The sequence below is a fragment of the Pelomonas lactea genome (genome assembly GCF_043555885.1).
GTDB classification, from domain to species: domain Bacteria; phylum Pseudomonadota; class Gammaproteobacteria; order Burkholderiales; family Burkholderiaceae_C; genus Pelomonas; species Pelomonas lactea.
The window spans coordinates 83910-105437 of sequence record NZ_JBIGHX010000008.1 but is presented as its reverse complement, the minus strand read 5'-3'; the positions used below and the strand labels follow the sequence as shown (position 1 = coordinate 105437).

General features: G+C 69.0%; 16 protein-coding genes. 6 read left to right on the top strand and 10 right to left on the bottom strand.

The features are described 5' to 3' along the window. Positions 1 to 34 precede the first annotated feature (34 nt). Positions 35 to 829 (top strand): DODA-type extradiol aromatic ring-opening family dioxygenase, encoded by a 795-nt coding sequence (locus ACG04Q_RS20035; RefSeq protein ID WP_394513080.1) that lies wholly within the window; start codon positions 35 to 37, stop codon positions 827 to 829. Here ACG04Q_RS20035 and ACG04Q_RS20030 read toward each other — a convergent pair. The 3 genes from ACG04Q_RS20030 to ACG04Q_RS20020 all read right to left on the bottom strand — a co-directional run bounded on the left by ACG04Q_RS20030 (position 826) and on the right by ACG04Q_RS20020 (position 3349). Continuing rightward, positions 826 to 1755, bottom strand: a complete 930-nt coding sequence (locus tag ACG04Q_RS20030) for a Gfo/Idh/MocA family protein (protein WP_394513078.1) — start codon at positions 1753 to 1755, stop codon at positions 826 to 828. The genes ACG04Q_RS20035 and ACG04Q_RS20030 overlap by 4 nt on opposite strands. Positions 1756 to 1898: 143 nt before the next feature. After that, complete coding sequence (locus ACG04Q_RS20025) at positions 1899 to 2474, bottom strand: DUF1294 domain-containing protein (RefSeq protein WP_394513077.1); 576 nt, start codon at positions 2472 to 2474, stop codon at positions 1899 to 1901. Further along, a complete protein-coding gene (locus ACG04Q_RS20020; RefSeq protein ID WP_394513076.1) occupies positions 2471 to 3349 on the bottom strand; it encodes a LysR family transcriptional regulator in 879 nt (292 codons plus the stop codon). The genes ACG04Q_RS20025 and ACG04Q_RS20020 overlap by 4 nt, the downstream gene beginning before the upstream one ends. Positions 3350 to 3449: 100 nt before the next feature. On the opposite strand from ACG04Q_RS20020, the gene ACG04Q_RS20015 reads away from it, so the two are divergent. After that, the gene (locus ACG04Q_RS20015; RefSeq protein ID WP_394513075.1) at positions 3450 to 4094 is read left to right on the top strand and encodes an NAD(P)-dependent oxidoreductase; all 645 of its coding nucleotides are present in this window, start codon (positions 3450 to 3452) and stop codon (positions 4092 to 4094) included. A 4-nt stretch (positions 4095 to 4098) separates the two neighbouring features. On the opposite strand, the gene ACG04Q_RS20010 is transcribed toward ACG04Q_RS20015, so the two are convergent. From ACG04Q_RS20010 to ACG04Q_RS20000, 3 genes are all read right to left on the bottom strand, one after another. Then, positions 4099 to 5316, bottom strand: a complete 1218-nt coding sequence (locus ACG04Q_RS20010; protein WP_394513074.1) for a glycoside hydrolase family 27 protein — start codon at positions 5314 to 5316, stop codon at positions 4099 to 4101. 16 nt (positions 5317 to 5332) lie between these two features. Continuing rightward, a complete protein-coding gene (locus tag ACG04Q_RS20005; protein ID WP_394513073.1) occupies positions 5333 to 6784 on the bottom strand; it encodes an MFS transporter in 1452 nt (483 codons plus the stop codon). Positions 6785 to 6933: 149 nt separating this feature from the next. Beyond that, positions 6934 to 7983 (bottom strand): LacI family DNA-binding transcriptional regulator, encoded by a 1050-nt coding sequence (locus ACG04Q_RS20000; RefSeq protein ID WP_394513072.1) that lies wholly within the window; start codon positions 7981 to 7983, stop codon positions 6934 to 6936. Between the two features lie 193 nt (positions 7984 to 8176). Between ACG04Q_RS20000 and ACG04Q_RS19995 the strand changes: the two genes are divergently transcribed. From ACG04Q_RS19995 to ACG04Q_RS19980, 4 genes are all read left to right on the top strand, one after another. Then, entirely contained in the window at positions 8177 to 9112 is a 936-nt protein-coding gene (locus tag ACG04Q_RS19995; protein WP_394513071.1) for a PfkB family carbohydrate kinase, read from the top strand. 15 nt (positions 9113 to 9127) lie between these two features. Next, entirely contained in the window at positions 9128 to 10516 is a 1389-nt protein-coding gene (locus ACG04Q_RS19990) for a GH1 family beta-glucosidase (protein ID WP_394513070.1), read from the top strand. 32 nt (positions 10517 to 10548) lie between these two features. After that, the gene (locus ACG04Q_RS19985; RefSeq protein ID WP_394513069.1) at positions 10549 to 11079 is read left to right on the top strand and encodes a CbrC family protein; all 531 of its coding nucleotides are present in this window, start codon (positions 10549 to 10551) and stop codon (positions 11077 to 11079) included. Positions 11080 to 11288: 209 nt separating this feature from the next. Then, the gene (locus ACG04Q_RS19980; protein ID WP_394513068.1) at positions 11289 to 12002 is read left to right on the top strand and encodes a hypothetical protein; all 714 of its coding nucleotides are present in this window, start codon (positions 11289 to 11291) and stop codon (positions 12000 to 12002) included. 123 nt (positions 12003 to 12125) lie between these two features. On the opposite strand, the gene ACG04Q_RS19975 is transcribed toward ACG04Q_RS19980, so the two are convergent. The 4 genes from ACG04Q_RS19975 to ACG04Q_RS19960 all read right to left on the bottom strand — a co-directional run bounded on the left by ACG04Q_RS19975 (position 12126) and on the right by ACG04Q_RS19960 (position 21084). Continuing rightward, the gene (locus ACG04Q_RS19975) at positions 12126 to 13664 is read right to left on the bottom strand and encodes a tryptophan halogenase family protein (protein ID WP_394513066.1); all 1539 of its coding nucleotides are present in this window, start codon (positions 13662 to 13664) and stop codon (positions 12126 to 12128) included. Continuing rightward, entirely contained in the window at positions 13661 to 15199 is a 1539-nt protein-coding gene (locus tag ACG04Q_RS19970; RefSeq protein ID WP_394513065.1) for a tryptophan halogenase family protein, read from the bottom strand. The genes ACG04Q_RS19975 and ACG04Q_RS19970 overlap by 4 nt, the downstream gene beginning before the upstream one ends. 106 nt (positions 15200 to 15305) lie before the next feature. Then, entirely contained in the window at positions 15306 to 18425 is a 3120-nt protein-coding gene (locus ACG04Q_RS19965; RefSeq protein WP_394513064.1) for a TonB-dependent receptor, read from the bottom strand. A gap of 145 nt (positions 18426 to 18570) precedes the next feature. Further along, positions 18571 to 21084: a glycoside hydrolase family 2 protein gene (locus ACG04Q_RS19960; RefSeq protein ID WP_394513063.1), complete on the bottom strand. Its 2514-nt coding sequence runs from the start codon at positions 21082 to 21084 to the stop codon at positions 18571 to 18573. Positions 21085 to 21528: the final 444 nt, after the last annotated feature.

Below are 21528 nucleotides of genomic sequence, written 5' to 3'. Positions count from 1 at the left end.
CGCGGGCCAGGTGCCGCCCTAAGCTGGCGGCATCATGAAACAGCCCACCTTCTTCCTCTCCCACGGCGGCGGCCCCTGGCCGTTCATGGATGGCGACTACCGCCGGGCGCACGCGCCGCTGGAAGCCTCGCTGCAGGCGCTGCCGGCCTCGCTGCCGGCGCGGCCCAAGGCCATCCTGATGATCTCGGCGCACTGGGAGGAAGCGGCCTTCACGGTGATGACCTCGCCCGCGCCCGGCATGCTGTACGACTACGGCGGCTTCCCGGCGCATACCTACGAGGTGGTGTACCCGGCGCCGGGCGACCCGGCGCTGGCGGAGCGCGTCGTGGCGCTGATCGAGGCCGCCGGCCTGCCGGCCGCCCGCGATGCGCAGCGCGGCTTCGACCACGGTGCGTTCTGCACGCTGGTGCCGATGTACCCGCAGGCTGACATGCCCGTCGTGCAGCTGTCGCTCAGGCAGGGGCTGGACCCGGCCGAGCACCTGGCGCTGGGCCGGGCGCTGGCGCCGCTGCGCGACGAAGGCGTGCTCATCCTGGGCAGCGGCTTCAGCTTCCACAACCTCGGGCTGATGTTCAGCGGCCGCGGGCAGGCGCCGTCGGTCGCGTTCGACGCCTGGCTGCAGAGCGCCCTGCCCTCACCCGAGGGCCGCGCGCAGCGGCTCCAGGCGTGGGCGCAGGCGCCCGCTGCCCGGCAGGCCCACGCCCGCGAGGAACACCTGCTGCCGCTGATGGTGGCCGCCGGCGCCGCCGACGCCGGCGCCGGCAGCTGCAACTACCACCAGACCGACTACCTGGGCGGTCTGACGGCGTCCAGCTTCAGGTTCGGCTAGACCTGATGCGCCGCCACCGTGCGGCGCTCGCCGATCAGGAAGGCGTCGGCCACCAGCTGGAAGGGGCGCCAGTCGACCTCGCTGCGGCCGGCCGCGCACAGCTCGGCAAAGCGCGCGTAGAGCCCGGCGTACTCGCCCTCCATCGCCGGCCGGTCCACGACCAGGCGCCCGTCGATCTCCAGTGCGCTGCCGCCGCGGGATAGCCGCAGGCGGCCGGTGGCGCCGTGCAGTTCGATGTCCCAGACCTGCTCGCCCTTCTGGCGGAAGTCGAACTCGGCGTCGATGACGAGGCCGGCCTCGGTGCGCAGATCCAGCCGCGCTGCGATCGGGGCCTGCTGGTTCTCGGGAAACTCCAGCACCGCCTGGCGCACGAACGCCTCGGCGCCCAGCACCTCGGTCAGGATGGACAGCGCGTTGATGCCCGGGTCGAACACACCCAGGCCGCCGGCGTCCCACAGCCACTGCTGGCCCGGGTGCCACTGGTGCACGTCTTCCTTCCAGTGGATGGTGCCGCCGGTCAGCGTCGCCTGACGCACCCAGTCACGCGCCGCGCTCACCGCGGGCGCGAAGCGCGAGTGCCAGGTCTGGAACAGCGTGCGGCCATGGCGCGCGGCCTCGTCCTGCAACAGGGCGATCTCGCGCGTCGTCGCCGCGGGCGGCTTCTCGAGCATGACGTGCTTGCCGGCGCGCAACGCCGCCAGGGCAGCATCGAAATGCGCCTGCGGCGGCGTGCAGATGGAGATGGCGTCGAGGTCGGACACCTCGGCCAGCATGGTGGCGACGTCGGCGAAGTTCGCCACGCCGTCCACGCGCGCGTTGCGGCTGGCACAGGCAACCAGCGAGAAACGCGGGTCGGCTGCAATCGCCGGAATGTGTTGATCTCGGGCGATCTTGCCGATGCCCACCAGGCCCAACTTCAATGACATGCAGTGCTCAGGGAGAAATGCGCCGCAACGCGCGGCGGTTGTCCGTCGGCCCGGCGGGCCGCCCGGGATTTCACCCGAAGCCGCGGTGGCCGCCACCGCGCCTGGGCAGAAACTCATCCGGTTGATCGAAGCGGCTGGCGGGCTCAGTGCCTGAACAACGGCGTGAACACGGCGACGAAGGCGGCGATGTTGAGCGCCACCGTCGCCCAGTAGACGCGCCGGAACGCAGGCTTGGCGTTCTTGTGGCGCAGCAGCCGCTGCGCCAGCAGCGCGCCCGGCCAGCCACAGGCCAGCGACAGCCCGTGCAGCGTGTTCTCGGCCACGCGCCAGTCGCCGCGCGCGGCGGCGCGCTTGTCCAACGCGTAGACGATGAAGGTGGCCATGCTCATGGCCGAGTAGGCGCCCCAGAACCAATTGGGCACGCCCCACAGCAGGTGCGTGGCGAGCACGAAGCCGGCGAAGGCGGGGATCAGCAGCAGCTCGCGGCTGCCGTCGCGCCGGCGCGGCGCCGGCTTCGGGGCCAGGCCCTGCACGTCCAGCGCGCGCCGCTTGCCCTGCGCGTCGTGGCCTTCGCGGTAGCGGACGCGCTCGCCCACGAAGGGCCGCTGCGGGCGCAGGCCGAAGGCGTGGATGTGGACGAAGCACTTCGGGCCGCCGCCGTCGGGCGTGATGAAGCCGTAGCCCTTGGCGTCGTCCCACTGCGTCAGCGTGCCCTTCATCGCGCCGCCTCCACGAGGTGGGCCTTCAGCGCCGCGATGGCGTGGCGCACCTTGGCCGGCTGGGCGTCACGCTGCGGTGTCAGCGCCCAGACCGGCAGCTCGGGCAGCGCCAGCTCGGTGCTCAGCCGCAGCAGCCGGCCGGCGGCCACCGATTCGGCCACGTCTTCGTCACCCAGCGGCGCCACGCCCAGGCCGGCCTCGCACAGCTGCTGCAGCGTCAGCTGGTTGTTGCTGGTGTAGCGCGGCCGCACGCTGAATTCGGTGCCCGGCAGGCGACGGGGCGAGTCGGTGGCGTCCTGCAGCATCAGCCAGTCGGCAGCCCGCAGCGCGTCCAGCGTGCCGGGCACGCCGCGCTGGGCCAGATAGGCCGGCGCGGCGTAGAGGCTGGTGTGCAGGCTGCCGAGGCGCTGGGCCACCCATGGGCTGTCGGGCAGGCGGCCGAAGCGGATGGCCAGGTCGATGCGGTGGGCGACGAGGTCGGTGAAACCATCCTCCACCTGCAGGTGCAGCGTCAGCCGCGGATGGGCCGCCAGCAGCGACGCCAGCGCCGGGCCGACGCGCCGGCCGAAGCCGACGGTCATCGCGATGCGCAGCTCGCCCTCGGGCGCGTCGCGCAACTGCTGCAGCTGGGCCTGCGCGGCCTCGGCCGCCGCGACCATGGCCGCACAGCCGGTGTGGAAGCGCTCGCCGGCCGGGGTCAGGCTGAGCTTGCGCGTGGAGCGGTGCAGCAGCGTGACGCCCATGTCGGTTTCCAGCGCCCTCACCTGCTGGCTGACGGCCGAGGTGCTGGTGCGCAGCTGGCGCGCGGCGGCAGCAAAGCTGCCGTGGCGGACGACGCTGGCGAACACGGCCATGCGCTTGAGCTGGTCGAGCATGAAGTTTTTCTAAACAGTGCTGGCAGTTAACGCCGACTTATCAGCACATTGTGAAGCAGAAAAAATGCATCCATCACAACCTCTGAGTCTGGAGAACACCATGAACATCGCCCTGATCGGCGCCACCGGCTTTGTCGGCAAGGCCGTGCTGGAAGAACTGCTGAGCCGCGGCCACACGGTGCGCGCGCTGCAACGCGACGCGGCCAAGCTGGCGGCCCGCCCCGGCCTGACGGTGCGCTCGGTGGATGTGCTGGGCGATGGCGCATCGCTGGCGGCAGAGCTAGCCGGCGTGGACGCGGTGGTGAGCGCCTTCAACGCCGGCTGGGCCAACCCCAACCTGCACGACGACTTCCTGCGCGGCAGCGATGCCATCGCGGCCGCGGCGCGCGAGGCGGGTGTGCGGCTCATCGTCGTGGGCGGCGCCGGCAGCCTGTTCATCGCGCCGGGCCAGCAGCTGGTCGATTCGCCGGCGTTCCCGGCCGAATGGAAGTCCGGCGCGCTGGCCGCCCGCGAGGCGCTGAACCGCCTGCGCGCTGCCCCGGCCGGCCTGGACTGGACCTTCCTGTCGCCCGCCATGCACCTAGCCCCGGGCGCCCGCACGGGTCAGTTCCGCCTGGGCGGTGAGAACCCGGTGTTCGACGCCAAGGGCGAGAGCCACATCAGCGTGGAAGACCTGGCCGTGGCCATCGTCAACGAGCTGGAAGCGCCGCAGCACCGCCGCGCGCGCTTCACCCTCGGCTACTGAACCGTCACTGCACCGCTGGCGAGATCCGGAACATCAGCACCCCATGGCGGGCCACCGTGCCGCCGTGGCGGCCGCTGACGCCGGCGGTCTTCTTGCCCGACCACAGGTCCAGCACGTCCGCCTTCAGCTTCGAAGGCAGGTCGAGCTGCTCCCATGAAACGGCCATGTCGGCCGGCTTGTCGCCGCGGTTGAACAGCACGGCGGCGCGGTCGCCGCCGGCCAGCGTGCGCACCCAGATCTCCAGGTCGCCCTGGCGCCACACCCGGCGGCCCTGGCGGCCCAGCGGGTCCTGGTCGACGCGGATGACCTCGGCATTCGTCAGGATGCGCTTGGTGTCGGCATCCATCTTGGCCAGGTCGTTGCCTGCGATCAGCGGCGCGGCCAGCATGGCCCACAGCGAGAAGTGGCTCTCGTACTCGGTGGTGGTCATGCCGCCGTTGCCGACCTCCAGCATGTCGGGGTCGTTCCAGCCGTTGGGCGCGGCGTCCGCCCACAGCTCGGCGTTCATGTCGAGGATGTCGAGCATGCCGTGCGACCACTCCTTCTTGCCCTGCCAGGCATCCCAGATGTCGCCCGTGGTGCGCCACAGGTGGCCGATGGGCGACGCCCAGCGGCCGGGCTTGCTGTTGCCCCATTCGCAGATGGACAGCACGATGTCGCGCCCCGACTCGCGCAGCGCCTTGGCCATGATGGTGTAGGCCGCCTCGGGGTTGCGCGGGCCGGTGTAGCACCAGTCGTACTTCAGCCAGTCCACGCCCCACTTCGCGTACTGGCGCGCATCCTGGAACTCGTGCCCCGCGCTGCCGGGCCGGCCGCCGCAGGTCAGCGCGCCGGCGTCGGAGTACAGGCCGAACTTCAGGCCCTTGGCGTGCACATAGTCGGCCAGCGCCTTCATGCCCGACGGGAAACGCTCGGGGTCGGGCTGGATGTTGCCGTCGGCGTCGCGGCTCTTCTGCCAGCAATCGTCGATGACGATGTACTGGTAGCCGGCGGCCTTCATGCCGGAGGCCACCATCGCGTCTGCCTGCTCGCGGATCAGCTTCTCGCTGACGTTGCAGCCGAACTTGTTCCACGAGTTCCAGCCCATCGGCGGCGTGGGCACGAGGTTGGGCTTGGGGGCGTCGAGCTTGAGGGTCTCGTGGCCGGTGGCCTGCGCGCCGGCCACGGTGGCGGCGCAGGTCAGCAGGGCCAGCAGCGCGTGGCGCAGCCAGGTGATGGTCATGGTGGAAGGACTCCGGTCAGACAGTGCCGCGCCGGGCTTCCAGCGCAGCGCGGATCTCGTGCATGCGCTGCTCCGTCAGGAAGTAGCGCGACACGATGTAGAGCGCGATCAGCAGGCCCACGATGGGAATGCCCGACAGGAACACGCGGATCAGGAAGATGGCCTCGTCGCTCTGCGCCGGCAGCTTGGCATCGAAGCCGGTGAACATCAGCACCCAGCCCGAGGTCATGTTGCCCAGCGCGAGGCCCACCTTGGAGATCCACGAGCCGCAGGCCGCGAACGAGCCCTCGCGGCGCTGGCCGCTGTCGAGTTCGTCGTGGTCGACGACGTCGGCCATGGCCGAGCCGTAGATCGTCCAGAAGCCGGCGCCGATGAAGGCCACGCCGCCGCTGGCGAACAGCTGCAGCCAGGGCAGCTGCGGGTTGTAGAAGAACCAGTCGCCGATGAACGCGACGATGCCCAGCACCAGCACCGTCATCAGCGCATTGCGCTTGCCGTAGGCCCGCGCCACGCGGCCGGCGAAGGCGATGCCCAGCAGGCCGCTGACCAGGCCGGCCACACCCATCAGCGAGTTCCACTTGGTGGCCTCGACGACGTTGCCACCGCAGACGTAGTAGACCGTCGCGTAGTAGCCCAGCAGGCCCACCATGGCCGTGGCCAGGTTGTAGGTCAGCATGGTGCCCAGCATCTGGCGGAAGGGCTTGTTCTTCAGCGTGCGGTACAGCGTGTCCTTGAACGGCACGCGCTGGCGGGTCTGGGCCACCACCTTGTCGTAGTAGCGCTCGCGCGTCAGCGAGAAGATGGCGACAGACACCACCACCATGATGCCGCCCAGGATGCTGGTGTAGACCTGCGCGCCCAGCAGGATGTCGGGCTTGCCGCTGGCGTCATGGAAGAAGGCCAGCGTCGTGAACTGCGCGGCGACGAACATCGCCAGCTCGGGGATCTTCTGGATCGCGTTCTTCCACGACATCACGCGGGTGCGCTCGTGATAGTCGGGCGTCATCTCCGCACCCAGGCTGCTCCACGGCAGGTTGAAGCAGCTCATGACCGGCGCGTACAGGCAGGTCGAGACCAGCATGAAGATGAAGTACTCGGTGTCCGTCCAGCCGCGGCCGACGGCGAACATCAGCGGCAGGCCAATGCCCGCCAGCACGCCACCGACGAGGATGAACGGGCGCCTGCGGCCCCAGCGCGTGCGGGCGTTGTCGGACAGCCAGCCGAACAGCGCGTCCGACACCGCGTCCGCGAAGATCTTGACGCCCAGTGCCGTGGAGATCAGCCCCGGCGCCACGCCCAGGAACACGTTGAAGACGTGGAATACCAGCGACTGGTAGAGCCAGTGGCCCCACATGTCCAGGAAAGAGCCCAGGCCGAAGCCGATCTTCTGCGACGCCGGCACGCGGTCGGCCTCGGCGGTGGCGGGCGCCACGGCGGGGGCAGATGCCGCGGCGGGGCGACGGGGCATCAGAGGCGCGGTGGCGCCATCGCTCTCGGCAAGCACGTCGATGTCTCCTTGGCCGCCTGTGGCGGCACATTTTTAGTAAACAAGGAGATTTTCGTTCGACAGCCGAATCAATGAAAACCGGGTAAGACCTGAGGAAACGGTTCCAGCCGTCAACGTTCTGCGGCGGCCGGCTGGCGGCGGGCCTTGCGCGCCGGAGCCTCGGGCGCGGCGTCGATGCGCGAGCTCTCGCGCACCACCAACTCCACCGGCAGCGAGGCCTCGCCGGGCTCCACATCGCCGTCGATGAGGGCGCGTGCGGCCACCAGGCCCAGCGCCTCCTTGTCCATCTTCACGGTGGACAGCGGCGGCTTGAAGTGCGCGGCCTCCTCGATGTCGTCGTAGCCGATGAAACGGATGTCCTCCGGCACGCGCAGCCCCTGCTCGATGCAGTACTCGATGGCGAACATCGCGGTGGAGTCGTTGTAGGCGAACACGGCGTCCGGCGGCTGCGGCAGCGCCAGCAGCCGCCGCATCGCGTCGCGGCCGGCGGCGCGGTACTCCATCACCGGGTCCAGCGTGACCTCGTAGTCGGGGTCGAACAGCCGGCCGGCCTCGAACAGCGCGCGCCGGAAGCCCTTGGCCCGCAGCGACACGGAGTAATGCGTCGGCGGGCCGAAGATGGCCGCCACGCGCTGGGCGCCGCCGTCCAGCAAGTGGCGCGTGGCCAGCCAGGCGCCCTGCTGGTTGTCGTCGTTGACGCAGCGCACGCCGGGGTGGAAGTGGTCCACCAGCACCAGCGGCAGCTCGCAGCGGCGGATGCCTTCCATGGTGTCGGGGTCGAAGTAGCCGGCGCCCAGCAGCGCCTCGGCCTCGTGGCGGCGCACCTGGCCGGCGATGTCGTCACCCGACTGCACCGACAGCAGGCTCAGCGGCACGCCCGCCTCGCGGCACACCGTCTCGGCGCCGTGCAGCACGTAGGAATAGAACGGGTTGGTGGCCAGCGAGCCCAGGTGGCGGCTGTACAGGAACAGCAGGCGGCGCGGCTTGCCGGTGCGCAGCTTGGCGGTGTCGTAGCCCAGCTTCTCGGCCACCTCCAGCACCTGGCTGCGCGTCTGCTCGGACAGACCCGGCTGGCCCTTCAGCGCGCGCGACACGGTGCCGATGGACACCCCTGCCGCCTGGGCCAATTCCCGAATCGTCACCCCCCGCTTGTCGGCCATCGCCACGACTCCCGCTGTTGTTTAGTGCCTCGCAAGGCGCCGCGATTGTGGCATCGCCTCCAGGGCCATGCCGTTTCACACCCGTTACACGGGTCGGCTTGGGCCTGCCGCATGCCGATCCGGGATCGCCCCGTTGCCGATTGTTCACTAAACATTTATTGTTGCCCTGATATTTTCATTCCAACCGCAGTCCATGTCTTCCCGCTCCCTTGCCGTCCTGGGCGAAGCCCTGGTGGACGAATTCCATGATGGCCCGGTGGCCGGTGGCGCACCGTTCAACGTGGCGCGGTCGCTGGCCGCGCTGGGCGCGCCGGCGCTGTTCATCAGCCGCATCGGCGCCGACGACGCCAACGGCCGCCTCGTGCTGGACAGCGCCGAGCGCTACGGCCTGGGCACGCAAGGCCTGCAGCGCGACGCCGCCCGGGCGACGGGCCGCGTCAGCGTGCTGGAGCAGCCCGGCGGCGGCCACCGCTTCGAGATCCACGCCGACGCCGCCTGGGACCACCTGGACCTGCCCGCTGCCCAGTCGGCGCTGGCCGGCGCCGCGCCGTCGCTGCTGTACTTCGGCAGCCTGGCGCAGCGCCACGCCGTGTCGCGCACGGCCATCCGCGCGCTGGCCAAGGGCTTCCACGGCCTGCGCTTCCTGGACCTGAACCTGCGCCCCGGCACCGACAACGCGCTGTTCGCCGCCGAATCGCTGATGCTGGCCGACTGGGTCAAGGTCAACGACGAGGAACTGGCCCGGCTGGCCGGCTGGTTCGACACGCCCGGCGACGAAGCCACCCAAGAGTCGGCACAGGTGGCCGCACTGATGGACCGCTTCGCGCTGCAGCGCGTGGTGCTGACCTGCGGCGCCGACGGCTGGCGCTTCTACGGCCCCGGCGGCGCGCTGCTGGCCCAGGGCCCCGGCGAGCCGCAGCCGCGCGTCGTCGACACCGTCGGCGCGGGCGACTCCTTCAGCGCGCTGCTGCTGGCCGGCCTCGCGCAGCAGCGCGACCTGGCCGCCACGCTGGCGCTGGCCAACCGCTTTGCGTCCTTCATCTGCGGCGTGCGCGGCCCCCTGCCCGCCGACCCGCAAGCCCTCGCGCCCTGGCGCAGCGCCCTGCAGGCACTGCCCTCCTCTCCCTGACCCATCGACCTTGCCATGGACCTGACCCCGCCTCCCACCTCGCTCGCCGACCTCGTCTCCCCGCCGGCCGACTCGCCGATGCGCCGCCGCGACTTCGTGTTCGGCTGCGGCACGTCCTCGTACCAGATCGAAGGCGCCGCCCACGCGGACGGCCGGCTCGAATCCATCTGGGACCGCTTCTGCGCGACGCCCGGCAAGGTGCTGCGCGGCGAGAACGGCGACATCGCCTGCGACCACTACCACCGCCTCGACGAAGACCTGGACATCCTGCAGCGCCTGGGCGTGGACGCCTACCGCTTCTCCATCGCCTGGCCGCGCGTGATGGACGCCGCCGGCCGGCCCAACGCCAAAGGCATAGCCTTCTACAAGCGCCTGCTGGACGGCCTGGGCGAGCGCGGCATCCGCGCCTTCGTCACGCTGTACCACTGGGACCTGCCGCAGCACCTCGAGGACAAGGGTGGCTGGCTGAACCGCGAGACCGCCTACCGCTTCGCCGACTACGCCGACCTGATGAGCCGCCAACTGGCCGGCCATGGTGACGTGGCCGCGTGGACCACGCACAACGAGCCCTGGTGCTCGGCCTACCTGGGCTACGGCGACGGCCACCATGCGCCGGGCCTGAAGAGCCACCGCTGGGCCGCGCAGGCCATGCACCACCTGCTGCTGGGCCACGGCCTGGCGCTGCCCATCCTGCGCGCCAACGCGCCGCAGGCGCTGCACGGCATCGTCGCCAACTGCGCGCCGGGCTATGCCGACAGCGACACCGCCGAGGACCGCGACGCCGCGTCGCTGTTCGAGACCTTCCAGAACCGCTGGGTGCTGGACCCGCTGCTCAAGGGCGAGTACCCCGCCGACCTGTGGCGGCTGTGGAAAGGCTGCGAGCCTCTGGTGCTGGACGGCGACATGGACATCATCCGCCGCCCCATCGACTACCTCGGCATCAACTTCTACAGCCGCGCCGTGCTGCGCTCCAAGGGCGCGGACACCATCGACTGGGTGCGCCACGACGGCGTCGAGCGCACGACGATGGACTGGGAGGTCTACCCCCAAGGCATGCAGGACCTCTTCGAAGCCTTCAAGCGCGACTACCCCAACCTGCCGCCGCTGTACGTGACCGAGAACGGCATGTCCAGCCACGACGACGTGAACGCCCGCGGCGAGGTGGACGACCTGCAGCGCCAGTCCTACATCAAGCGCCACTTCGCGGCCTGCTCGCGGGCGATGGCCAACGGCGTGGACGTGCGCGGCTACTTCATCTGGTCGCTGATGGACAACTTCGAATGGGCCTTCGGCTACGAGCGCCGCTTCGGCCTCGTGCATGTGGACTTCGAGACGCAGCAGCGCACGCTCAAGCGCAGCGCGCTGGCGTACGCCGATTTCCTGCGGGAGCGCGCCGGCCGCTGAGGTCCGCCGCCGGGCTCTGGTAGCGTGACGGCATGGACCTGCCCACCTTCCGCTACCACCCCGACCCGCTGGCCACTGGCGCCATCGAGCCCCGCCCCATCACCTGCGCCTGCTGCGGCGAGCCGCGCGGCTTCGTCTACGTGCAGCCCGTCTACGCGACGACCGACCTGGACGAGAAGCTCTGCCCCTGGTGCATCGCCGACGGTTCCGCCGCCGCGAAGCTGGGCGCCAGCTTCTCCGCCCCCGCACCGCTGCAACAGGCCGGCGTGGCGCAAGACGTCATCGACGAGGTGAGCCTGCGCACGCCGGGCTATTCCTGCTGGCAGCAGGAGGAGTGGCTCGCGCACTGCAACGACGCCTGCGAGTTCCACGGCGATGCATCGGAAGACGATGTGGAAGACGCCAGCGACGCCGTGAAGGCCGACTGGATGCAGCGCTACGGCAAGACCGCCAAGCAATGGGCCGCCGCCACGCGCGACTACGAACCGGCCGGCGACAACGCCTTCTACAAGTTCGTATGCCGGCACTGCGGGGTGGTGCGGCTGGGGTGGGATTGCGCGTGAGCTTCGGCGGGCGCGCCTGCCAAGGCCTCGCGGCTTGAGTTGCCCGAACTCAGAGCGCAACCGCGGATGTTGGAGTTCGAACCTCGGAGTTCGTGAACGCACTCCAACCCGTAAGGCTGAAATCGAAGGCGATCAGGCGCGCGTTTCCATCAGCGGCCCACCTGGCTTTGTTTAGGCCGAGGCGGCTCAACTTAAGGGAGAGCAGGAAGATGACCAGGACTTGGGACAAGCACGAAACGCAGCGTTTGGTGGAGGCGCGGTTTGGACCTGCGCAGGCCGCCAAGTTGGCGGAAAGCCTGCGCTCGGTGACAGACCGCCAACTTTTCTCGTCCTATCACTATGGCGAAATCGTCCGCCTACTCAACGAGTTTGAGACACAGCATTTGTCTGGGATCGCCACGGTACTTGAGCTCCACGCGATAGGGAACGAAAGCCGGCAGGCGGCGTTTGAAGAGTTCATGCTTGCAGCTGGCGCGCATGCGCTTGCCGCGGTTCAAAGCTTGCATGCGTTGCCGGACATCTTTGCTCACGTCGTCTACTTCGCGACCGGCCAGGACCTTCTTCCAGGAGCGCCAGCGCCGCGAGATGTCAACGCTCAAAAAGTGGAGGGGTGTTTGAAGAACGACCAGCAGTTCAAGGTGCTCTGCTCGCAACTTAAGGCGCTACATTCCGGGTCGAATTGGAAGCACCTAGCTGCACTGAGCAACGCCAGTAAGCACCGCAGCGTGGTTCGCTCCTCGCTAAACGAAGACTGGACTGGACAGCATCCGCGACGGCTGCAATTCGTGCAGTTTGAGCAAGCGCCGAAGGTGTACCCCGCTGTTCCTGTCGCATCGCTGCTGGAGCCAGAGTACGAAAGACTGATGGCCGGCATCATCGCCACGGCCAACCTGCTCAACGAGCAGCTGAGCTCCATTCCATAGTCCGCTCCGACGCGCCTTCAGTTCGCGCCAATTGCTCGAACGCAGCTTCGTTGAGGTTGCAACCCAAGAGTTTCCGACCGGGCTGAAGTTCGCGTCTGCTACTCCAATCACATCGCTCAGACCTCACCCAACTCGTCGGGCCACCAGTTTCTCCAGGTACGCCGCATGGTCCGGCATGCCCTCCACAGTCCGCGCGATGGCCGCATGCAGCCGCTGGAAATGCTCCCGCAGCGGCGCCGCGTCCACCTGCCGCAGCAGCGGGTCCAGCCCCTCGGGCTGCAGGCCCAGCCCCAGGAACAGCGAGTACCAGGAGTCCTCGCCGAAGCTGTCGCGGTCCAGGATGACGACGCGGCCGTTGCGGCGGAAGGTCTCGATCTGGTGGGCCAGCGTGTCCGGGATGGACATGCCGCGGCAGTAGCGCCAGAACGCGCTGTCGTCCCGCGAAGTCTGCTTGTAGTGCAGGATGATGAAGTCGCGGATGGACTCGTACTGGCGCGTCATGCGGCGGTTGTACTCGTCCACCAGGTGGGGCTCGCAACGGCGGTCGGGGAACAGCTCCACGAGCGCGCTGATGCCGTGGATGACCAGCGACAGGCTGGTGGATTCCAGCGGCTCCAGGAAGCCCGACGACAGGCCCACGGCGACGACGTTGCGGTCCCACACCTTGCGGCGCAGGCCGGTCTTGAAGCGCAGCTGGCGCGGCTCGCCCTGGGGCGCGCCGTCGAGGTGGCTCATCAGAACGCGGTTCGCCTCCTCGTCGCTGATGTGGGCGCTGCTGTAGACATGGCCATTGCCGGTGCGGTGCTGCAGCGGGATGCGCCACTGCCAGCCGGCTGAATGGGCGGTGGACGTGGTGTAGGGCGTGAGCGGCTGAACCTTGTCACACGGCACGGCCTGGGCGCTGTCGCAGGGCAGCCAGTGGGTCCAGTCGTGATAGCCGGCGCGGCACACGCCCTCGATGAGCAGCGCGCGGAAGCCCGAGCAGTCGATGAAAAGGTCGCCTTCGATGCGCCGGCCGTCGGCCAGCGTGACGGCGGTGACGAAGCCGTCGCCGGGGCGCACGGACACGTCGACGATGGTGCCCTCCTCGCGCTGCACGCCGCGCGCCACAGCGTAGTCGCGCAGGTAGGCGGCGTACAGCCCGGCGTCGAAGTGGAAGGCGTAGGAGAACGCGTTGGCGGCGGACGGCGGGCCGGCCTCGGGGGGCGCGAAGCGGTTGTGGCGGGCCATCATGGTGGCGACGGACCATTCCTCGTGGCTGGCCATGCCGCCCTCGCGCGCCAGCCGCAACCAGTGCGCCACCGACGAGCGGTTGACGATGACCGGGCCGAAACCGCCGAAACCGTGGAAGAAGCGGTTGCCGACGTGGCCCCAGTCCCTGAACTCAATGCCGAGTTTGAAGCTGGCCTGCGTGCGGCGCATGAAGTCGGCGTTGTCCAGGCCCAGCGTGTCGTTGTAGGCGCGGATGCTGGGCAGCGTGGCCTCGCCGACGCCGACGGTACCGATGTCGGCGGACTCGACCAGCACGATCTCGCAGCCCACCGGGTTGGCCGGGCCGCCCGGCGGCGAGCCGAACACCTGGGCCAGCGGCGCGGCGCACATCCAGCCGGCGGAGCCGCCGCCGACGATGACGATGCGGCGGATGCGGGTGTCGTCGCTCATGCGGCCACCTCCATCGCGGCGGCCTTGACGTGGCGGTCGATGAAGGCGCCGTGGTCGGGCATGGCGTCCACCGTTTGCTTGATGGCCTGGCGCAGGCGCTGGAAGTGCTGGCGCAGCGCCTGTTCGTCGATCTGCGCGAGCAGCGGGTCGTGCCGCTGGGGCCACAGGCCCAGGCCCAGGAACAGCGACACCCAGGACGGCTCGGCGAAGCTGTCGGGGTCGAGGATGGCGACGCGGCCGCTCTGGCGGAACAGCTCGATCTGGTGGTGCAGCGTGTCGGGGATGGGCATGGCCGCGCAGTAGCGCCAGAACTCGCTGTCGTCGCGTTGCGTCAGCTTGTAGTGCAGCACGATGAAGTCGCGGATGGACTCGTACTGCTGCGTCATGCGGCGGTTGTATTCGTCGGCCAGGCGGCGGTCGCAGCGGCGGTCGGGCAGCAGCTCGATGAGGCGACCCACGCCGTCCATGATGAGCTGGATGCTGGTGGACTCCAGCGGCTCCACAAAGCCCGACGACAGGCCGATGGCGACGACGTTGCGGTCCCAGGCCTTGCGGCGCATGCCGGTCTTGAAACGCAGCTGGCGCGGATCACCCAGCGGCGCGCCGTCGAGGTTGCGCATGAGCACCCGACCGGCCTCGTCGTCACTGATGTGGGCGCTGCAGTAGACATGGCCGTTGCCGGTGCGGTGCTGCAGCGGGATGCGCCACTGCCAGCCGGCGCCGTGCGCGGTGGACATGGTGTAGGGCGTCAGCGGCTCGACACGCGCGCAGGGCACGGCCTGGGCGCTGTCGCAGGGCAGCCAGTGCGTCCAGTCGTGGTAGCCGGCGCGGCACACGCCTTCGATGAGCAGCGCGCGGAAGCCCGAGCAGTCGATGAACAGGTCGCCCTCGATGCGCCGGCCGTCGGCCAGCGTGACGGCGGTGACGAAGCCGTCGCCGGGGCGCACGGACACGTCGACGATGGTGCCCTCCTCGCGCTGCACGCCGCGCGCCATCGCGTAGTCGCGCAGGTAGGCGGCGTACAGGCCGGCGTCGAAGTGGAAGGCGTAGGAGTAGGCATTGGCGGCCGAGGCGACGTCGCCGTCGGGCGGCACGAAGCGGTTGTGCCGCGCCATGACGGTGGCGGTGGACCAGTGCTCGTGGCTGTCCATGCCGCCCAGGCCGTGCAGGCGCAGCCAGTGCATGACGGACGAGCGGTTCTGGATGGCCGGCCCGAACTCGCCGAAGCCGTGGAAGAAGCGGTTGCCGACGTGGCCCCAGTCCTTGAACTCGATGCCCAGCTTGAAGGTCGCCTGCGTCTTGCGGATGAACTCGGCGCTGTCCAGCTCCAGCGTGCGGTTGTAGAAGCGGATGGTGGGCAGCGTGGCCTCGCCCACGCCCACGGTGCCGATCTCGGGCGACTCGATCAGCACGATCTCGCAGCGCGCGCCGTGCTCGCCCTGCCCCATCAACTGGCCCAGCGGCGCGGCGGTCATCCAGCCGGCGGTGCCGCCGCCGACGATGACGATGCGGCGCAGGGGCTGGTCGTCAGGCATGCGTGGTGTCTCCATGGTGTTTTGCTGTGTTCGAACACTACCCAAAAAAAAGGCCCGGCGCCGCGGCGCCAGGCCTTCCTTCGGCCGGGACAAACCCGGCGTCCGGTCAGAACTGATAGCGCGCCGACAGGGTGTAGCGCGGGCCCGAGACGAAGCCGCTGCGGTTCATCATGCCGATGTGCTGCTCCATCAGCTGCTTGTAGACCGCGTCCGTCAGGTTCTGGCCCTGCAGCACGACCTTCAGCTGGTTGGTGAGTTGGTACTCCACGCTGGCATCGAGCTGACCGAAGCTGTCCGTCCAGATGGGCAGGCCCAGCGGCATGTTGTTGCGGCCGTACTGCGGGCTGTTCGGGTTGTAGTTCAGGCCGTTGGTCTGGTTCGGGCCGGTGTTGTCGGGGAAGGCCACGCCGTTCAGGTACTTGCCGCGCCATGCATAGGCCACGCGCGCCGAGATCGGGCCGTGGTCATACAGGATGGCCAGGTTGAAGGCTTTGCGCGACAGGTTGGGCAGCGGATGGTCACCGTAGGACTGGCCGTTGGTGTCGCAGCCGTTGACGTAGAGGTTGAGGTTGCGCTCGTCCGTCACGCCGCTGCACCACTCGGCGCCCACCGAGTTGTAGCGCTTCTGCTTGCTGTCCACGTAGGTGACGTTGGCCTGCACACCCAGGCCGGCCAGCAGCCCCGGCAGCCCGTTGAAGTAGTGCTGCACGGCGAACTCCAGGCCACGCGCCCAGCCCTTGGCACCGTTGACCTGCGTCGAGTACGCGAAGTCATACATCTTGCCGGTCTTGTCGGGCGCCTGCAGGATGCCGACCTCGTTGACGATCACGTCCTTGAGCTGCTTGTTGAAGGCCGCCATCGTGATGGAGCTGGCCTTGTCGAGGTACCACTCGGCCGACACGTCGAACTGGTCCGACTTGACCGGCTTCAGGATGGGATTGCCCAGCGCCGTGCCGCGGTTCTTCAGGTCGTCGATGTAGTTGGTGCGCGTGTTGGGCGTCACCGTCGTGTCCACCACGGTCCGCACCGTGGCCGAGCCGGCCAGCATCTGCACGTTGGGCTGCAGCGTGCTGAAGTCCGGGCGGGCGATGGCCTTGGCGAACGCGACGCGCATCTGCAGGTTGTCCCTGAACTTGTACTTCAGGTTCAGCGTGGGCAGCACGTCGGTGTAGCTGTTGCGGACCTCGATGGGCGTCTGGAAGTTCGTGAACGTCGGGATGGGGCCGCCGACGACGGTGCCCGCACCGATGTCGGTCGCCGTGTAGTTCAGCGACTTGTAGCCCGTGGTGTCGTACTTCGTGTTGACCACGCGCAGGCCCACGTTGCCATCCAGCGGCACGTTCCAGTCGTCGAAGCCGAAGCGCAGCTGCGCGTAGGCCGTCTTGGTGGTCTCGTGCTGCTTGTTGCTGTTGGGCGAGCTTTCGTCGAACGGAATGGGCTGCCAGGACGCCGCACAGTTGCGGTTGGTGCCCAGCTGGGCCTTGTACTCCTCGCACAGCTTCGTGTAGTAGCTGTGCAGCGTGGCGTAGGACGCCGGGTAGTTCGCGGCAACAGCCATCTTGGGCAGCACCAGCGACGCGACCTGGGTCTTGCCGTTCATGAAGTTGTTGAACGCCTTGAGCTGGGTGTCGTTGCTGCCGAAGCGCGACAGGTAGGCCAGACTCTTGATCGGGTGCCAGTCCCAGGACTGGTTGATGGCGCCCTGGTCGAACTCGGCCGACTGCCACGTCTGCGTGACGGCCTTCCAGTTGTAGCTGGGGTTGCTGACCTGGTTGTTGGCATCACGCTCCGTGAAGCGCAGGCCGACGCGCAGATCCTGGAACACCGGATGGTCGAACGAGTACTTGACGTCGCCCTTCCAGGCCTTCTGCGTCGCGCGGCTCTTGTCCAGGTGCTCCATCGTGAAGCCCCAGTAGTACTTGGACGGGTCGGCCAGGTAGGCACGGTCCGCCGCGTCCAGGATCAGCCGCGGCAGGTCGCCGCTCATGTCCACGGTTTCCTTGGGCATGTTGATGCCGGTGGCCACCGTGGAATCGATGGCGCGCGTCGTCGATTCGATGAACTGGAAGTCGTTGGCGATGCGCAGCGCGGGCGTCGGCGTCCAGACGACGTTGAACGTGCTCTCCTTGGTCTCGGAGACCCGCTTGGAGAAGCGCGTGTTCGCGTTGAACGGGATGCCGTTGTGGCCCGGGTCGGTGATGGTGCCGCTCAGCAGCGCGCCGTTGCTGCCCCACTTGGCGTCCGACGACACCTTGGAGGTGTAGGGGTCGGCCTGGCTGTCGATGGAGCTCTCGTCCCAGTAGAAGTCGTACTTGGACCGGAAGTGCGTGGCCGCGACTTCCAGCGTGTCCTTCTTCCACTGCCCGGCAAAGTAGGAGCCCTGACGCGTGCGGTCATAGGCCAGCGTGCGCCAGCCCAGGGCCTTGGGGAACCAGTGGTTGGTCTTGGACGTGTAGTAGGCGTTGTCGTTGTCCGACGGCTTCGAGACCTTCTCCACTTCCAGGAAGTAGGGGTCGACGAACATGCTGTCGGTGCGCGTGTTGCTCTTCGAGAAGGCCGCGTGTGCCAGCAGGCCGAACTTGCCCAGGTCGGTGTTCCAGGTGTTGGAAATCAGGCCCGAGTACGTCGGCTTGGTCGTGTCGGCCAGCTTGTTGCGCGTCGCGGACACGCCCAGGTTGCCCTTGAAGCCGCCGTAGTCGAACGGCAGCGCGGTGCGCAGGTTCACCAGGCCGCCGATGGCGCCTTCGATCTGCTCGGCGGACGGGTTCTTGTAGACGTCCACGCCGGCCATCAGCTCGGGCGGCACGTCTTCCCAGCTCAGGCCGCGGCCGCCGTTGGCCGAGAAGCTCTCGCGGCCGTTCAGGTTGGACGACACATAGGTCAGGCCGCGGATCAGCACGCCGGAGCCTTCGACCGAGAAACGACCCGGGTCGCCACGCGCCATCACGCGGTCCATCGTCACGCCGACGATGCGCTGCAGCACCTCGCTGACGGAGCGGTCGGGCAGTTTGCCGGCATCGTCGGCGTTGATCGAATCGACGATCTCATCCGCGTTCTGCTTGAGTTTCTGCGCCGATTGCAGCGCAGCGCGCTGGCCCGAGACCACCACGGTCTCCAGCTGCTGCGCCTTGGGCGCCTCGGCGCTCTGTGCCATCGCCGGCATCGCCAGGACCATCAAGGCCTGGGCTGCCGCCAATGACAAGGTTGTCTGTTTGAAATGTCTCATCCTCTTTGGCTCCTCTTTGGTGGGAAACATTCGCCCCTTGCGGGGTGATGTCGTGGCTGCAGGCCATCAGGCCTCAACCATTTGTGGTAACGGTAACAACGCGATTGCCACGACACATTGGGACAATCAGCGACAGGGGATTCACTCATTCCACCCTGAGTGCTCCTCCCCTATCAACAAGGTCAATCCGGCGGGCCGCGTGATCCACGGCCACCACCTCAATGAACGCTGGTAGCGCTATCTCGCACCCGATCCGGCGCGTGGCGCCGGGCACGAGATCGATGAAGTTGTCGGCCGGCCGCAGCCCGTTGCCGGCAAGCCACAAGCCCTTCACGGGCCTGTCGCTGCGCAGCAGCAACGCCTGGCCGTCCACGGCCACCTCGATGCGGGCGCCCCCCAGCCGGTAGAACTTGAATGGCTCGGTCCAGGCGCAGTCACGCGCCAGTTCCTGGCCGTGCGCATCCAACGCACACAGTTCGGCCACCACCGGCTCGTCGAACGCCGGCAGCGCCTGCGTGACCTCCACGCTGCAGCCCGCGGGCACCGGCTGTGCGACGCTGGCCGCCACCAGCTGCCGGCCATCCATCGCAAACACGCGCAGCTGCAGCATCGTCTCCAGCGGCTGAAGGCTGCCATTCATCGCCGCCAGCCGCGCCTGGCCGGCCTCCAGCCGCACGGCCACGGCCAGCGGCGCCAGCGCGCGGCGCACCGCATGCCAGGCCGGCTTCACGGTGCCGGCCGAATCGATGAGCGCCCAGCTCGTCACCGGCCAGCAGTCGTTGAGCTGCCACACCAGCGCGCCGCTGACTGCGCGCGCGCCGGGCCGCTGCCAGCGGCGGCGGAAGTCCTGGTAGGCCACGCGCATGGCCTCGGCCTGCACGAACTGCGTCGCGTAGACGTGATCCGCCAGCGTGGCGCCCACGCGCAGGTTGTCGGCCAGGTAGACGGCCAGGCGGCGGTGCCCGTCCGGCCCCGCGGCGGAGCCGGCCTTGTTGTGCCACTGCACCGTGCGGCTCTCGGGGAAGCGCTCTTCCTCGGGCAACACCTGCTCGAAGAGCGCCAGCGACGGATGCGACTGCATGCCGAACTCGCTGACGAAGCGGGCCTGCACGTCGCCGTACTGCTGGTAAGGCAGCATCTGCTGATGCCAGACCTCCCAGCTGTGGCGGTCGCCCACCGTCGCGTCGGACGACTTGGCTTCGGCACCGGGCGTGTCACTGGGTGTGAAGGGGCTGCCGGGCCAGTAGGCGCGGTCCGGGTCCAGCGCGGCGCAGACCTCGGGCAACAGGCCCTCGTAGATGGCGCGCGCCTCGAAGCGCTCCGCCGGCACGCCCGGGCCGGCCAGCCCCTGGGACTCGGCAATCATGTAGTCCTCGTTGTTGCCGCACCAGAGCGCCAGGCAGGCGTGGTGGCGCAGCCGCTTCACGGCCGCTTCGGCCTCGGCGCGAACGCTGGCCAGGAACGCGTCGTTGGCCGGGTAGATGCCGCAGGCGAACATGAAGTCCTGCCACACCAGGATGCCCAGCTCGTCGCAGGCCTCGTAGAAGGCCTCGTGCTCGTAGATGCCGCCGCCCCAGACGCGCAGCATGTTCATGTGGGCGGCGGCGGCCTGCGCCACGCGCTCGCGGTAGCGCGCCGGTGTGATGCGCTCCAGCAGGTTGTCGTCGGGAATCCAGTTCGCGCCGCCGGCGAACAAGGCCTGGCCGTTGACCTCGAAGTGGAAGCTCAGCCCTGCCTCGCCCGCAACCGGCTCCTGCACCAGCCGCAGCTGGCGCAGCCCGATGCGGCGACTGTCCTCGGCCAGCACGCGGCCGGCATCGTCAAGCAGCCGCGCCACCAGCGTGTACAGCGGCTGCGCGCCCAGACCGCGCGGCCACCAGAGTTCAGCGTCGGCGACGGCCAGCGTCGCGCTGGCGGCGCCGCCTGCAGGCACGTCCTGCGCCGCCACGCAGCGCCCTTGCGCATCGCGCAGCTCGAAGGCACAGCGCGTGCCCGCCCCGTCGATCTGCGCAGCCACCTGCAGCGTGGCCGTGCGGCCGGCCACGTCCACCGTGCTGCGGGATTGCAGGTCGGCAATGCGCGCCGCGCCGCTGCAGCGCCGCACCGGCCGCCAAGGGCCGCAGGTGATGAGCTCCGGGCCCCAGTCCCAGCCGAAGTGGTACTGCGCCTTGCGGGCGTGCAGCCGCGCGCTGTCGCCGTTCCACAGCGCGCGCTTGCCGTGCACCGCCTCCACCTTGCGCGCCTCGGCCAGCGCCGGCTCGAAGCACAGCAGCAGCTCGTTGCGGCCGGGCTTCAGGCGCGAGCGCACGTCCACGCGCTGCGGCACGAACATGTTGTCGGACTGCAGCAACCGCTCGCCGTTCAGCCACACGGTGCAATAGGTGTCCAGGCCGTCGAACACGAGCTCCTCGCGCGGCGCCAGCTCGCCCGCGTCGAAGGCCAGGCGCCACGCCCAGCGGCGCTCGGCCACCCAGCGCACATCCAGCTCGTTGCGGCCATAGAAGGGATCGGGAATGCGCCCGGCCGCCAGCAGCGCGCCATGCGCCGTGCCGGGCACGGCCGCGGGCAGCCAGGCTTCTGCCGGCAGCGCTGTCAGCGCCGCGCCGTCCAGGCCGGTGGGCGCCTCGGCGAGCTGCCAGCCGTCATGCAGGTCAATCAATCGTTGGAATGTCACGTCGTCGCCAAGGTCGGTTCACTCAGGCTGCCCGCGACGGGAGACGACAGGCAGCCGCCAAACCGGCCCGCCCCTGCACCGCGCACCGGCTGGCCGCGGCTCGTCTCCTGCTTCGCCACGGGCAAAGCTAAACATTGTTTTGTTGCGCATTCTGTTTCCCTGGTTTTGCGGCCGCACTCGGGGATAGTCCCGATGTTTTCTAGACAACACAGGGCACTCGACGCGCAAAACCGCACTCATAATCACAAACGTTTAGTAAACAAATAGAGACAACGTGACCTCCCGGCCACGCTCCCGCACCGCCTCCCGACCCCGACCGCGGGCGAATTCGGGCTGCAGCCGCCGGCCTGCCCGCGCAGGCCTGCCACGCCGGTCGCCCGGGCAGCCCGGCAGGCGCCACCAAGGGCTGACATGAACTGGCTGAAAGGA

Bases quoted from the DNA above. Each gene is read 5' to 3' on its own strand.
- ACG04Q_RS20015 (WP_394513075.1), top strand. From the start codon at position 3,450: ATGAACATCGCCCTGATCGGCGCCACCGGCTTTGTCGGCAAGGCCGTG.
- ACG04Q_RS20030 (WP_394513078.1), bottom strand. From the start codon at position 1,755: ATGTCATTGAAGTTGGGCCTGGTGGGCATCGGCAAGATCGCCCGAGAT.
- ACG04Q_RS19995 (WP_394513071.1), top strand. From the start codon at position 8,177: ATGTCTTCCCGCTCCCTTGCCGTCCTGGGCGAAGCCCTGGTGGACGAA.
- ACG04Q_RS19970 (WP_394513065.1), bottom strand. From the start codon at position 15,199: ATGCCTGACGACCAGCCCCTGCGCCGCATCGTCATCGTCGGCGGCGGC.
- ACG04Q_RS20035 (WP_394513080.1), top strand. From the start codon at position 35: ATGAAACAGCCCACCTTCTTCCTCTCCCACGGCGGCGGCCCCTGGCCG.
- ACG04Q_RS20020 (WP_394513076.1), bottom strand. From the start codon at position 3,349: ATGCTCGACCAGCTCAAGCGCATGGCCGTGTTCGCCAGCGTCGTCCGC.
- ACG04Q_RS19965 (WP_394513064.1), bottom strand. From the start codon at position 18,425: ATGAGACATTTCAAACAGACAACCTTGTCATTGGCGGCAGCCCAGGCC.
- ACG04Q_RS20010 (WP_394513074.1), bottom strand. From the start codon at position 5,316: ATGACCATCACCTGGCTGCGCCACGCGCTGCTGGCCCTGCTGACCTGC.
- ACG04Q_RS19975 (WP_394513066.1), bottom strand. From the start codon at position 13,664: ATGAGCGACGACACCCGCATCCGCCGCATCGTCATCGTCGGCGGCGGC.
- ACG04Q_RS20025 (WP_394513077.1), bottom strand. From the start codon at position 2,474: ATGAAGGGCACGCTGACGCAGTGGGACGACGCCAAGGGCTACGGCTTC.
- ACG04Q_RS19985 (WP_394513069.1), top strand. From the start codon at position 10,549: ATGGACCTGCCCACCTTCCGCTACCACCCCGACCCGCTGGCCACTGGC.
- ACG04Q_RS19980 (WP_394513068.1), top strand. From the start codon at position 11,289: ATGACCAGGACTTGGGACAAGCACGAAACGCAGCGTTTGGTGGAGGCG.
- ACG04Q_RS20005 (WP_394513073.1), bottom strand. From the start codon at position 6,784: ATGCCCCGTCGCCCCGCCGCGGCATCTGCCCCCGCCGTGGCGCCCGCC.
- ACG04Q_RS20000 (WP_394513072.1), bottom strand. From the start codon at position 7,983: ATGGCCGACAAGCGGGGGGTGACGATTCGGGAATTGGCCCAGGCGGCA.
- ACG04Q_RS19990 (WP_394513070.1), top strand. From the start codon at position 9,128: ATGGACCTGACCCCGCCTCCCACCTCGCTCGCCGACCTCGTCTCCCCG.